The organism is Sphingobacteruim zhuxiongii, from assembly GCF_009557615.1.
Lineage (GTDB): Bacteria > Bacteroidota > Bacteroidia > Sphingobacteriales > Sphingobacteriaceae > Sphingobacterium > Sphingobacterium zhuxiongii.
Window position 1 is genome coordinate 3,142,361 of record NZ_CP045652.1, and the last position, 13,896, is coordinate 3,156,256.

Annotated in this window: 11 protein-coding genes and 1 pseudogene; 6 read left to right on the forward strand and 6 right to left on the reverse strand. The window is 39.0% G+C overall.

Features of this window, described 5'->3' with window-relative positions:
- Positions 1–16: 16 nt before the first annotated feature.
- Positions 17–1,669 carry a DNA repair protein RecN gene (gene recN, locus GFH32_RS13250; protein WP_153512045.1) on the reverse strand — a complete coding sequence of 551 codons (1,653 nt, stop codon included), beginning with the start codon at positions 1,667–1,669 and terminating at the stop codon, positions 17–19.
- 104 nt (positions 1,670–1,773) lie between these two features.
- Between recN and GFH32_RS13255 the strand changes: the two genes are divergently transcribed.
- Genes GFH32_RS13255 through GFH32_RS13265 form a run of 3 tightly spaced genes read left to right on the forward strand, consistent with a single transcriptional unit; the run spans position 1,774 to position 4,566 of the window.
- On the forward strand, positions 1,774–2,391 hold the full coding sequence (locus tag GFH32_RS13255) for a SprT-like domain-containing protein (RefSeq protein ID WP_153512046.1): 618 nt from the start codon (positions 1,774–1,776) through the stop codon (positions 2,389–2,391).
- 52 nt (positions 2,392–2,443) lie between these two features.
- A complete protein-coding gene (locus GFH32_RS13260) occupies positions 2,444–4,108 on the forward strand; it encodes a M28 family metallopeptidase (protein WP_153512047.1) in 1,665 nt (554 codons plus the stop codon).
- Positions 4,109–4,149: 41 nt separating this feature from the next.
- The gene (locus tag GFH32_RS13265; RefSeq protein WP_153512048.1) at positions 4,150–4,566 is read left to right on the forward strand and encodes a hypothetical protein; all 417 of its coding nucleotides are present in this window, start codon (positions 4,150–4,152) and stop codon (positions 4,564–4,566) included.
- Between the two features lie 394 nt (positions 4,567–4,960).
- Here the strand turns inward: GFH32_RS13265 and GFH32_RS13270 are convergent, their stop codons facing one another.
- The 4 genes from GFH32_RS13270 to proS form a co-directional block, all read right to left on the reverse strand.
- Positions 4,961–5,215, reverse strand: a complete 255-nt coding sequence (locus tag GFH32_RS13270; RefSeq protein ID WP_153512049.1) for a hypothetical protein — start codon at positions 5,213–5,215, stop codon at positions 4,961–4,963.
- 75 nt (positions 5,216–5,290) lie between these two features.
- Positions 5,291–6,439, reverse strand: a complete 1,149-nt coding sequence (locus GFH32_RS13275) for a cystathionine gamma-synthase (protein WP_153512050.1) — start codon at positions 6,437–6,439, stop codon at positions 5,291–5,293.
- Between the two features lie 29 nt (positions 6,440–6,468).
- Positions 6,469–7,260 (reverse strand): Rossmann-fold NAD(P)-binding domain-containing protein, encoded by a 792-nt coding sequence (locus GFH32_RS13280; RefSeq protein WP_228384139.1) that lies wholly within the window; start codon positions 7,258–7,260, stop codon positions 6,469–6,471.
- 3 nt (positions 7,261–7,263) lie between these two features.
- Positions 7,264–8,736, reverse strand: a complete 1,473-nt coding sequence (proS, locus tag GFH32_RS13285) for a proline--tRNA ligase (protein ID WP_153512051.1) — start codon at positions 8,734–8,736, stop codon at positions 7,264–7,266.
- Between the two features lie 177 nt (positions 8,737–8,913).
- Here proS and GFH32_RS13290 point away from each other — a divergent pair, with 177 nt between their 5' ends.
- Together GFH32_RS13290 and GFH32_RS13295 are read left to right on the forward strand one after the other, a co-directional pair.
- Positions 8,914–10,050: a hypothetical protein gene (locus GFH32_RS13290; RefSeq protein WP_153512052.1), complete on the forward strand. Its 1,137-nt coding sequence runs from the start codon at positions 8,914–8,916 to the stop codon at positions 10,048–10,050.
- Between the two features lie 81 nt (positions 10,051–10,131).
- Positions 10,132–11,694: a hypothetical protein gene (locus GFH32_RS13295; RefSeq protein WP_153512053.1), complete on the forward strand. Its 1,563-nt coding sequence runs from the start codon at positions 10,132–10,134 to the stop codon at positions 11,692–11,694.
- Between the two features lie 210 nt (positions 11,695–11,904).
- On the opposite strand, the pseudogene GFH32_RS13300 reads toward GFH32_RS13295, so the two are convergent.
- Positions 11,905–13,424 (reverse strand): annotated as a pseudogene (locus GFH32_RS13300) (IS1182 family transposase); the annotation flags it as partial.
- Between the two features lie 241 nt (positions 13,425–13,665).
- Between GFH32_RS13300 and GFH32_RS13305 the strand changes: the two are divergent.
- Positions 13,666–13,860 carry a hypothetical protein gene (locus tag GFH32_RS13305; RefSeq protein ID WP_153512054.1) on the forward strand — a complete coding sequence of 65 codons (195 nt, stop codon included), beginning with the start codon at positions 13,666–13,668 and terminating at the stop codon, positions 13,858–13,860.
- Positions 13,861–13,896: the final 36 nt, after the last annotated feature.

The window sequence follows — 13,896 nt, forward strand, 5'->3', positions numbered from 1 at the left end:
CTATATGCTCCTTTTTTTATTTTAACATTTCTTCTGCGTGTTTTATCGCGGTTGCTTCTGGATTTGCCCCACTTAACATTTGAGCGATTTCCATAATGCGTTCTTCTTTCTTTAAAAGGACAATGTTGGATTTTGTTTTCTCCCCCCCGTCTTCTTTGTATACTTTAAAATGAGCATTTCCTTGAGACGCAATCTGCGGTAGATGCGTGATGCTAATAACTTGCATATGTTCTGAAAGTTGATGCATAATCTCCCCTACTCTCAAGGCTACTTCTCCAGAAATACCTGTATCAATCTCATCAAAAATAATCGTTGGTAGCGAAGATGATTTTGCAACTAAGGATTTAATGGCCAACATAACACGAGATAGCTCTCCACCTGACGCTACTTTATGAATAGCTTGTAACGTTTGCCCTTTATTTGCGGAGAATAGAAAAGCAACCTCGTCCTGTCCCGACGATTTAAATTCAGCCTTCTTTTTCAACTCTATCTGAAGTTGTGCATTTGGCATACCTACCTTAGCAAGAACAGCCTGTACCTCTTGCTCAATATGCTGCTTTACACTTATTCGGTTTTCTGTTATTTTATTAGCTTGAATTGCTAAGGAAGCATGAAGTTTATCTATTTCAGCTTTTAAGACTTCAATTCGTTCTTCCTGCGAATCAGAATCTTGAAGTTTGTGTGATAGATCTTCTAGAAGATTCAATAAGCCTTCATTGGAATCAACACGATGTTTCTTTTGAAGTGAATACAGTAGTGATAAACGATCGCTCACAATGGTTAAGCGTTCTTCATCCATCGAAACGCCATCCGCAACTTGCTCAAGTTCTGCTGCGATATCTTTCAATTCAATTAAAGTGCTATGCAAGCGAACTTGTATACTCTCTGCTGAAGGTAAATATTTCGTTCCTGTCTGAACAAAAGAAAGAACAGATTTTAGTCCGTCTAAAACATTTTGTTCGTCGGATTGCATTAAGCTTGCAGCGCCATGAAAATACTTTTTAATCTCTTCTGCATTCTCTAATTGATTTTGCTCGGACTCTAAAGCGGCCTGTTCATCCGGTTGAGGATTCGCTTGTTCCAGTTCATTATATATAAACTGATTAAAGTCGTATTCTGCGCGAGACTTTGAAATCTCCTCTTCCAAAGCCTTTAAGGAAGCTATCGCTTTTTTATAAGCTTGATAATTTTCTTTGTATTCATTTAATAAGCTTTGCTGCTGAGCTACCGTATCCAATACCAGTAGCTGAAAGGATTCCGTATTAATTTGCAAAGACGCATGCTGCGAATGAATATCAATTAGTCGTTCTCCTAGCAACTTTAACGTCTGCAAAGTAACTGGAGTATCGTTTACAAAAGCTCTTGATTTACCGTCCGCATGGAGTTCACGTCGAATGATCGTAACGTCCTCGTAATCTAAGTCTAGACTATTAAATAATTCCTTTAAATCGTATGAAGTTACTTCAAAATGCCCTTCGATAACACATTTTGAAGACTCATCGAAGAAATGCTTGGACTCTGCACGGTTTCCCAATATAAGTCCCAATGCCCCCATAATAATTGACTTACCGGCACCAGTTTCCCCCGTAATAATATTTAATTTCTTATCGAATTCTATGTCTAAGGCATCAATTAATGCGTAGTTTTTGATGAGTAGTTTACTTAACATGCTCTATTGAAGTTCAGATACCAAATATAGTTATTTCTACATCCTCCTCGAAATATTGGTTTTCTATTCTGAATTCTGCCAATTATATAATAAGTTTGTAGTGCATGCCTGACTTTAGTAAACAATTAAGCAAGTATATTCCGGATTCTGCGGCTCCAATCATCTCACAGTGGATTAATGATACGGGCTGTCGATTTAAAGTGACTAAATCTCGCGCGTCTAAACTTGGAGACTATCGATCGCCACATCGCAATGAACCTCATCAAATCACCGTAAATCATGATTTAAACCCTTATTCTTTTCTGATTACTACAGTACACGAGTTTGCGCATTTAAAGACGTGGCAACAGTTTAAGAATAAAGTAAAACCACATGGTGGAGAATGGAAGCAGAATTTCAAAGCATTGATGGATCCATTCTTACGCTTAAATATTTTTCCAGCAGATGTAACGCTTGCATTAGTCAAATACATGAATAATCCAGCAGCTTCATCGTGTACGGACCTAACGTTATTTCGAGTTTTGCGATTACATGACAGCAAGCAATCTGAAATCTTCACAATAGAATCTATCGAGATCGATGGTTATTTTTCCATTAAATCAGGTAGAGTGTTCCAGAAACAGGAGAAGCTTCGAAAACGTTACAAATGCTTAGAAGTCTCGACACAGAGGATCTATCTATTTCACCCTATTGCGGAAGTGTTTCCTATCGAGCACGCATAACAGGTTTAAGAACCTTTCAATATTTTAGAAACCAAGAACAACATCAATTCATATGAAGACAAAATTATTTATTGGGACTGCATTTTTACTGAGCTTCGCTTCCTGTAAATCTGGTGACACAGGTTCAAAATACGATCCGAGCACCCTCGATTCAGGAGCAATTAATGCAATCACCGAAGCTGGCTATAAAACCTATGTCGAAAAGTTAGCATCCGACGAATTTATGGGACGCATGCCTTTTACAAAGGGAGATACGCTTACTGTACATTATTTAGAAGAACAATTTAAAGCACTAGGTTTAAGCCCAGGAAATGGGGACTCATATTTTCAAGAAGTTCCAATGGTTGAGATTAAATCCGAGCCTGTTAATCCCAAACTAACTTTTACAGGTAAGAACTCAAACCTTTCGCTAAACTACCTTGATGATTATGTCGTAGGTACTCCGCGCATGAGCAAAGCAATAGATATTAATAATACCGAATTAGTATTCGCAGGCTTCGGAATAGTTGCACCCGAATACAATTGGAATGATTACGCTGGTCTAGATGTAAAAGGTAAGACTGTGGTCGTGATGGTTTCTGATCCTGGTCGTTACGATAAAACTTTATTTAAAGCCGATACGATGACTTATTACGGTCGCTGGACTTATAAGTTTGAGGAAGCCTCAAGACAGGGTGCCGCTGGCGTATTAATTATTCATGAAACTGCTGCTGCTTCTTATCGGTGGAATGTCGTTCGTGGAAGCTGGTCTGGACCTCAATTATCACTCGTTCCAAAAAATAATGGAGCTGATTTAGTAAACTTTCAGGGCTGGTTGACAACCGAATCAGCAAATAAATTATTCCAACTTGGTGGATTAGATCCGAAAGTAATAGAATCAGCAAAAAAACCAGGCTTCAAAGCGATACCAATGAATGTCAAAACGACCATTGCGTTAAAAACTAAATTTAGAGAGTCCAAATCAAACAATGTTATTGCAACATTGAAAGGTAGTAAACGTCCGGATGAAACGGTAATTTACTCTGCACATTGGGATCATCTAGGAATCGGTGAGAAAAGCAATGGAGACTCGATTTTCAACGGCGCAATTGATAATGCGACAGGAGTAGCAGCTTTATTTGAAATAGCAAAGGCTTTCAAGGCAGCCAAAATTCAACCGGAGCGCAGCATCGTATTTTTAGCTGTTACGGCAGAAGAACAAGGTTTACTCGGTTCACAATACTACGCTGAACACCCGATTTATCCGCTATCAAAAACTGTAGCAAATTTAAACATGGATTCATTCAACCCTGTAGGAGCAATGAAAGGATTTCGTGTTGTAGGAACCGGACAAACCGAATTAGAAGACTATGCTATAAATTCAGGCGCTAAATTCAATAGAGAACTTCAGCCAGAGGGAAGTCCAACATCTGGCGGTTTCTACAGATCGGATCATTTTAATTTTGTTAAGGTTGGTGTTCCGGGCTTGTATATGGGAAGCGGAGGCGATTACTTAGATCAAGATACAACAGCATTAAATATTCGCAAAAAGGCATTAGCGGGACGTTATCATGCGGTTACGGACGAACTAGACGAACACTGGAATTTCGATGGGCCAATCGCAGATACGCGTCTATATTTTGATATTGGTTATACGTTGAGTATGGAGAAAACTTTTCCAAACTTTAAATCAAAATCCGAGTTTAAAGAATTAGGCGACAAACGTCTTTCAAAATAGTATATTTGCAAATCATTAATCATGACACTATGCTTACAGGAATGAAACATTTACACTCAACACTTGCTGTGGTGCTTTTAATAGCACTGATCATTGCGATCGTTATTACCCTTGTAAACTACGCTGGAAACAAAGCTTACAATCGTAAAATTGCATTAATCGGTCTTATTTCTGCCCATTTACAATTGGTTATCGGTGCAGTATTGTATTTTACTTCTCCGCTTGGCCTTTCAAGTTTCTCTGGTGAGAACATGAAAAACAGTCTTTCTAGACTTTACTTTCTAGAACACCCGCTAATGATGATTATCGCCATTGTATTAATTACAATGGGCTATTCAAAAGCGAAAAAGATTGCTGACGCAAAGAAAGCAAATCAAACAGTTTTGATTTTTTACATCCTTGGATTAATCTTTATCCTTTCTAGAATTCCTTGGTCTACATGGTCTATCTTGAACTAGATATTAAATCTTAGATGTTTAGATATTAAAAGCCGGCTAATAACCGGCTTTTTTGTTTGTTCATTGTATTTTGGAAATTAATATTCCCCCTATTACACAGATATGAATACTCCTTTTCATTTGGAATGTGCATTCCAGATAAGAATCCCCTCCTATTCTCACCAACCTCACTACAGAGCTTTAAACCCGATATGATTTAAAATAGGAATATTGAATAGATATGTTATCGACACATGTTGAAGGATTTCCTTATAGCATACAGAATTCCAGAAGGGTTATTAAAAATAAAGCACTTCCCCTGTTTATATTTAGAAGATAATAAAGTCTAATAAACAAAAAAACGCTTAGGTATTATACCTAAGCGTTTTCCAAATATTTTATAAGTTCTTAAGAACTATTTTTTGCTAAAACCTAAAATCGCAAAAACTACTTTAAAGGCTAAGAATGCTGCAACAAGAACTGCAATGTTTGCAATCCAAGAGAAAACTGAACCTAGTTGATTTAGCGAAGTAATTACATCTGGTACAAAACGAATAAATACGCCAATTAAACCGATTACGATAGCGATTGTTAAAGAAACATAATATTCTGTACGGTTTGCATTATTATCCGTATGTTTTGCTGGTCTTTCTACAGTTGTATTTTCCATAATGTTAAAATCCTTGTTAAAGCTGCACAAATGTACAAAGTTCTATGTGCTAATTAAAATAATTATTACAATTATTTATCGAGATAGCGCCTGTTCAAGGTCTGCGATCAAATCTTCTGCATCTTCCACCCCAACAGATAAACGAAGAAGATTGTCAACTACGCCGACTTTCTCTCGTATTTCCTTCGGTATTGACCCATGTGTCATCGTCGCTGGATGATTGATTAGAGATTCTACTCCGCCCAAAGATTCCGCTAATGTAAATACATTAAATTGGGACGCGATTCTAAACGTTTCATTCAGGTCGGCTCCTTTTAACACAATAGATACCATTCCGCCAAAATCACGCATTTGCTTTTTGGCAATTTCATGTCCGGGATGATCTGTGAAGCCTGGCCAATAAATCTTTTCTACTTTTGGATGGTCCTTGAGGTATTCGGCTACTTTGCGACCGTTCTCACAGTGTGCTTTCATACGCAAATGCAGAGTCTTGATACCGCGTAAGACAAGGAACGCGTCTTGTGGACCTGGCGTACCACCGCAAGCGTTATAATAAAACCATAGACGCTTATATAAATCTTCATCATTCATCAACAAAGCACCCATCACAACATCTGAGTGTCCGCCAAGATACTTCGTCACAGAGTGCATGACGACATCAGCACCAAGATCTAGAGGGTTTTGTAAGTATGGTGAAGCAAATGTATTATCGACAACATATAGAACTTGCTTTTCTTTAGCCACTTGAGCTATCGCTTCTATATCTGCTAATTTTAATGTTGGATTGGTTGGAGTTTCTACCCAAATTAATTTTGTTTGATCCGATATTGCATTACGGACGGCATCCACATCAGAGGTATCGACGAAGGTGAATTTTATCCCCATCGGTTCGTATACTTTAGTGAAGATTCTGTAAGAACCACCATAAAGATCATCTCCAGTAACAACCTCATCGCCAGGTTTCAATAAACGTAAAACACAGTCAGTAGCTGCCATTCCGCTCGAAAACGCAAGGCCGAACTGCCCGTTTTCTAAAGCTGCCATACAGTCCTCTAAAGCTTTACGTGTTGGATTAGTACCTCTTGAATATTCGAAGCCCTTGTGATCTCCAGGTGCTTTTTGTTGATAAGTAGAAGTTTGGTATATAGGGGTCATCACGGCACCAGTCGTAGGGTCAGATTGTTGCCCCGCGTGGATTGCCTTGGTTGCGAATTTATAAGACATAGTGTATAAATTTAAAAGTTACTAAGTTATCAAAAATCTAACGGTGATCGATATTTATAGGTATAATTGAGTAATGCAGGTAGTTTACTTCCATTTATAATCTTCTGAAACCTCTCTTTTGGATCAAATCCAGCAGGATATTCGAGTAAATACTTTTGCGCAGAACGCATAATGACTTCCTTTTTCGAAGGGTGTTCCGGACAAACAACATTGTAGATTCCTCCAGAAATATGTTGGTCAATTGCAGCTTCGATCAATCCCAAAACATCGTCCAGGTGAATAAAGTTTGCCGGCTGATCACCAGTGGTTACCACTTTATTTTGAAAGTATTTGGCGAAGATTCTTTGTTTACCAAATAAACCTCCTAGACGAAAAACGGTTGTTGAAGGGAGGCTTTGCATACGCTTTTCTGCCAATCTCAACCTGGAAATCATTTGTTCTTCGTCGGCATAGCTTTCATCAAATATTGCGTCAATATCAGGATAAACGCCAACAGAACTTAGATAGAAATGTCGATCATAGGAAATCGTACTTAGTAATTTGAATACCTGATAGAAACGGAACCCCAAATCTTCTATACTATTTTTTGATGTTGCAGGGATTGAATTTAACACGAGATCAAATCGAATTTCAAACGGTAAATCGAGTTCAGCTTCATCATCAAAGTTGTGGGTATAAGCAAAAATACCATCGCCTTTTAAGCGATGGTATTTTTCTTGCTGAGTTGTTGTTGCCCAGACTTGCCACCCCTTACTTTGGTATAGCTTAGCAAGCTCTTCAGCAAACCAGCCACATCCTAATATCAGTAGGTGTTTCATCATATATTAATATGCTTTTGCAAACAATACTCTTTGTTTTGAAGGCTTTCCTGTAAAAATACAGACTCCTTCTTCTTCTTTTGCATCCAAAGGGATACAACGGATGGTTGCTTTAGTTTCTTCTTTAACTCGTTTTTCTGTTTCAACAGTTCCATCCCAATGACAACTCAAGAAACCACCTTTTTCTTCCAACAATGTTTTAAATTCATCATAAGAGTTCACTTCAGTGATGTGCTCGTCACGGAATTTTAAAGCCTTTTGATAGATATTGTCTTGAATTTCATCTAATAACGTGTGAATTTTACCAGCCAAGCCAGCTTGTTCTACGGTTTCCTTAGTTTGCGTATCGCGTCTAGCTAATTCAACAGTTCCATTTTGCATATCACGAGCACCAATTGCTACACGCAATGGAACACCTTTCAATTCCCATTCTGCAAATTTAAACCCTGGACGTTGGGTATCGCGATCATCATATTTTAAAGAGACACCTAAGTTCTTTAATTCAGATGATAAGCCATCCACATAAGCATCTAAATTAGCTTTCTCCTCTTCAGTTTTGTAAATCGGAACGATCACAACCTGTATTGGAGCTAATTTAGGAGGTAAGATTAATCCTTGGTCATCAGAATGCGCCATAACTAAGGCTCCCATTAAGCGCGTGGAAACGCCCCATGAAGACGCCCAAACGTGTTCCAATTTACCTTCTTTAGATGTAAATTTAACATCAAATGCTTTAGCAAAATTCTGCCCCAAAAAGTGAGAAGTCCCTGCTTGTAAAGCCTTTCCATCTTGCATTAATGCCTCGATACAATATGTATCTAAAGCTCCTGCGAAGCGCTCATTCTCTGTTTTTCTACCGCGAACTACTGGGACTGCGAGGATTTTTTCTGCAAATTCGGCATATACATCCAACATTTGTTCCGTCTCAGCAATCGCTTCTTCTGCTGTTGCGTGAGCCGTATGTCCTTCCTGCCATAGGAACTCTGCTGTTCTCAAGAAAAGACGAGTACGCATTTCCCAACGTACGACATTCGCCCATTGATTTACTAAAATTGGAAGGTCACGATATGACTCAATCCAACCACGATAAGTATTCCAAATGATAGTCTCAGACGTTGGACGAACAATTAACTCTTCTTCAAGTTTTGCGTCTTCATCCACGATAATGTTGCCATTACCATCATTTTTCAAACGATAATGCGTTACAACTGCACATTCTTTTGCAAAACCATCAACATGTGAAGCTTCTTTCGAGAAGAATGATTTCGGAATAAAAAGAGGGAAGTAAGCATTAGAATGGCCGGTTTCTTTAAAACGCTTGTCTAGAATGGCTTGCATTCGCTCCCAGATGCCATAACCGTATGGTTTTATCACCATGCATCCTCTAACTGCAGAATACTCTGCTAAATCCGCCTTAATAACTAGATCATTGTACCATTGCGAATAATCTTCGCTACGGCTAGTAATTCCTTTACCCATTCTATAATAACTATTATTTACTAAACAAAAATACTGCTTTAATGCCCTTGAGGAGGGTTTCTATACCTTTACGAAAAATTATTTGTAAATTTGATTGGCAGATTAAACCCTGGGCACTTTGCCGGGTCTAAGATAATAATTAAAGACGTAAAATCGAATTTTAACTGTTTTAGCAACATGAAAAACAAGAAGATATTTTTAGGAGGAGCGGCACTAGGATTACTAGCGTTGATTAGCTCTTGTTCTACAAGTAGCCGTACCGTTTATCGGGATGATGTCTACAACAATCGTGATGCAGGACAAGTATACCAAAGCCCAGACTATTATTACACTGATGGGACAGCTGAAGGCACTACAACAGATGCTGAATATTATGCAGATGACTATAGTGATGACGCTTATGCAGAAGGTGGTTATGAACCATTAAATGATTTGGAATATGCAAACCGTATCAATAGATTCTATTATAACTCTCCGGGTATGATGTATTACGACCCATGGTTCGATCCATGGTATGGCTACAACGGTTTTGGCCTTGGCTGGAACTCAGGCTTCGGATGGTCTGTAGGATTTGGTTGGGGTAGTCCTTACTGGAGCATGGGATGGGGTAGCCCATATTATGGTTACGGTTATGGATACGGTTGGCCTTATTACGGAAACCATTGGGGATATAATAGCTACTACAGCCATTGGGGCAACCCATACTATGGATACGGTTATGGCGGAGGCTATTACAACAACTACAATGATAGAAACCGTCGTGTAGCATCGAATCGTAACGACGTAGCGGCTCGTCAACGTGCAAACTCTTCTCGCAGCTATGTATCGAGAGATGCAAGCGGTAGATTTGTAACAGGTCGTGCAGCGAGCAACCGAAACAGTGCGAATAGAACGTCAAGCGATCGTAACTCTGGCCGAGTAGATAGAGGTTCTACAGTTGACAGAACATCATCGTCAGGAAGAACATCATCATCTCGTTCTCAGGGCACGATTAACAGAAATGGAACTGATCGCAACAATGGTTCGGTAACAAGAAATCCAGCAACAAGATCACAAGGAACTGTTGAGAGAAATCCAGCGACAAGATCGCAAGGTACAATCAATAGGACTCCGAGCAGTAGAAACCAAGGTTCTACGCGTCAAACACCATCACGTTCAAGTGGTAGTAGCGTTGATAGAAGTTCTAGTCGTCCATCATCTAGTAGTGGTGGTTTCAGCAGAGGATCTTCAGGCGGTAGCAGCATGGGAACTAGCGGCGGCGGAGGTCGTGCGAGTGGAGGTTCATCAAGATCATCCGGCGGATCAAGACGTTAATTAATATAATATAGTTGATATAGCCAATATAGAACCTTTTATATTGGCTATATCTTTTAAATAGACCTGTCAATTCATATAATGAAGAAATCTCTACTTACTTTAAGCTTATTAGCTCTTAGCGCGGGCATGTTTAACGTATTTGCTCAAAGCACTCTAAATTATGTTTATGATGTATCCAAAGATGTAACTACTGGTAGTGCGCGATTCAAGGGTATGGGTGGTGTAAACACGGCATTAGGGGGTGATATTAGCTCAATTAGTGGTAACCCCGCTGGTTTAGGTTTTTATGGACAATCGGACATTTCAGTCTCCGTCAATTACCTGAACAACAATAACAAAACGAATTACTTTGGTAATAGCACCAATCAGAACAGTGGAAAATTTGGATTAGAAAATGTAGGAATCGTACTTCACGTTCCATCCGCAAATGGAGGTTACGGTTGGCAAAACTTAAATGTTGGGGTAAGTTACGATCGTACTAATAATTTAAACGATCGTTTGGTGTATTCAGGTGTAAATGATCAAAATACCTTGGTGCAATACCTATCCGACCAAATGTATGAATTTGCAGACTTCGCTTCGGATTTCAGCCGTTCGAATTTAGTGGAGCGCTTTAGTGATCCTTCACTAGGTTACTTCCCTACTGTTTTGGAAAAAGACCCAAAATCTCAACAAGTAGATGTTTTGAGTAGCGGGTATAAAGCAAAAACAACGCTTTCTTTTGGAGGAAATTATAATAACAGATTTTATTTAGGTGGTAGCTTAGGTTTAGTTAGTTACAAGTACGACCGTAACTACAGTGTTTATGAAACAGGATGGACTAAGACCCCAGATGAAATCAGACCAGACTCTGGACCTAATTCCGGCTTTCTAAATCCAACACATCAAAAGAATAAATATACGGACATCAACTACGATCTAACGGATTATGAAGACAACAGTCTTCGTGGAACAGGTGTCAATATTGCGATTGGTATGATTTTTAAACCTACATGGGATTGGAATATTGGTTTACATATCGTCTCCCCTACTTGGACAACAGTTAAGGAAGAACGAAATCTAGAAACAGTAGCTGATTACTATCAAGATGAAAATTCGAGTACTAAACTCCACCCTACTTACAACTCTAATGTCTCTTCAACTTCATATGATTATGGCGTGATATCTCCTCTGAAAGCTTCTGTTGGTTTGACAAAATTCTTTTCACGTGGACTAATTTCCGCAGATTTTGAAATTGTCGATTATAGTAGCATTCAATACCAAGAAACTTCTACTGAAGTTACTGATTTCAGTTTCGAGTCAGATATGAACTACGATATTAAAGATTACTATAAGAGTGCGTTTAACTTTCGACTAGGCGGTGAGATAATCTTTACCGATCGTTTAAGCGGAAGAGCAGGTTACCGTTATTTTAGCAGCCCATTTAAGGGTGTAAATGCTGCTGATCATATGACAAGCATAGGTCTTGGCTATATCATTAATCAAGCTCTTTATGTTGATATTGCAGCCATACAGTTTAAAAAATTGACTTACGATAGTAGTCCATATGGCTTATCAAATCTGTGGCTAAGTTCCCCTCCGACAGCTGAAGTGAAGAATTCGAGAACGAATGTTGTTTTAACTTTAGGAGCGAAGTTTTAAAATACCAGCGATAATTATATAAACGAAAAGAAGGTGTCTAAAAAGGCACCTTCTTCTGTTTTATAGCTTTTGCGATTCCATTACTGTTTTCATTTTTGAGTTTTAAGCAGTAAGTCTATATTTTGTGGTTTTAACGCTCCTGACTCCAATTTTTATCGTATATAGTGTTTTATCGCTATAACCATTTCGAAACAAGACATCGTTTGCCCACTTTTTTGCCCATTTTCTGAGGTTATGAGCAATGGCCATCAAACCGAACTCTACAGCGACTTTCTCCAGTCCTTTCATCGTGAACCGGGTAAACTTGTTGTTGCTTTTCATCTGACCGAAAACAGCTTCCACTTCTATGGGTCGCTTGCTTCGATGGTACATTCCCTCTTCTGATAGCAGTCTTTTTCGGGCTTTAGCCTTGAGCTGATCAAGCCTGTGGTTCACTTCAATAATACGATTGCCTTTTGCTTTATGGCACCCACTGCGCATTGGCAGCCTTCGCATCGCTGAGCCTGATAACAGCTTACCCGGGCAGTATATCCATTGGTACTAACTCTGGTTGCATGACCGATATAGCTGAGCTTCTGTCCGGCCGGACATACATAATAGTCATCTTGCTGGTTGTAATACAGATTCTGTACCGAGAAAGGATCCTGTTTATGCTTGCGCTTCTGTTCCACATGAAAGTAATTGTACTTGACAAAGGCAGTTATGCCCTGTTTTTCCATCAATTCATAGTTCTGTTCACTACCATAACCGGCGTCTGCTACAAGCTGTTCGCTTTGTTTTCCGTAATGGGACTCAAAGCCTTCCAAATGTTCCGGCAGGGTTGTGGTGTCGGCAGTTGTTTGATGGATGCTGTAATGGGTGATGAACTGATCTTCGGTGCTGATTTGGGTATTATAGGCTGGCTTAAGCTGGCCATTCTTCATGTGGTCCTCTTTCATCCGCATAAACACAGCATCGGTATCGGTCTTGCTATAACTATTGCGATCTCCCAGTACTTCCAGTTGCTCTTCATATTTCTCTAGTCGAGGCAAATAGTCCTCTTCAAGTTTCTTAAGCTGCTTATCAGTAGATTTATTGGCTCCTTTGAACTTGGCATTGATCGCTTCGATCTTTTCCTTCAACCGACTGCTATCAATGGCCTTGCTAACTTCTTGATGCCCTAATGAAGATTGGTCTTGGGCGATCTGAGCCTCGATTTCCGAAAGAACCGAAGCAATGTTTGCTTCTAACTTTACCTTATTCTTCTCGACCGATTTCTTCCAAACGAACGTATAACGACCAGCGACCGACTCGATCTTGGTACCATCAACATATTGAACTTTCAGGCTAACATACTCCATATCATGCAGCATACGAACGATACTTGCAAACAGCTCTTGTATCTGTCCTTTAAGACGCTTTCCTCTGAAATAATTGATCGTACGATAATCAGGTGTGCTATTGCCCGAAAGCCACATGAAATGGATGTTCTCTTGTAAGGCGCGCTCAATTTTTCGGCAAGAATAGATATTGCTTAAATAGGCGTAGAACAGCACCTTAATGAGCATTCTAGGGTGAAAACTAGTGGTGCCTCCGCCTTTATACTGACGGATAATATGATCTAGATCCAACTGATCAACAACCTGACTCACCAACCGAACCGGATGGTTCATTGGAATACGATCTAAAATATTCTCAGGAAATAGACTCGGACTATTGGATGGAAGCGCTTTGAATTGTATGTTTGCCATATTGTTTTTTTGGGTGCACCTTAAGATACAAAATCTTAAGGACAAAAAAACAGAAAAACCCCGCCATTTTTTAATGACGGGGTTCTTTCTTTAAGAGACCTTTTTAGACAGCCCCTTTTTCTTTACAGAAATGACGATAAATCATTTGCGTATCAATGCTAATACAATAGTATTCAAAATAGATAATATTCAATATATTTAACTATTGGTTATTTTTATTTCAGCATTAAATTATTCTCAAATGAAAAAGTTTATTTTAACCTCTCTTGGAGCAATGGTCTTGTTCGGAGTGACTTGGTATCTGTACAACAAAAAACACCCTACGGAAGCCGTTTATTGGAAACTCTTATATAGTATTTTTATAACATTTATTTTAGGCGTCTTCATCGTATTTTTGGGAAGTATGTTGAAGAGAAAAAACAGCAAGAACATTTAAAAAGAAAAGCGGCAAAGAATAAACTATTGCCGCTTT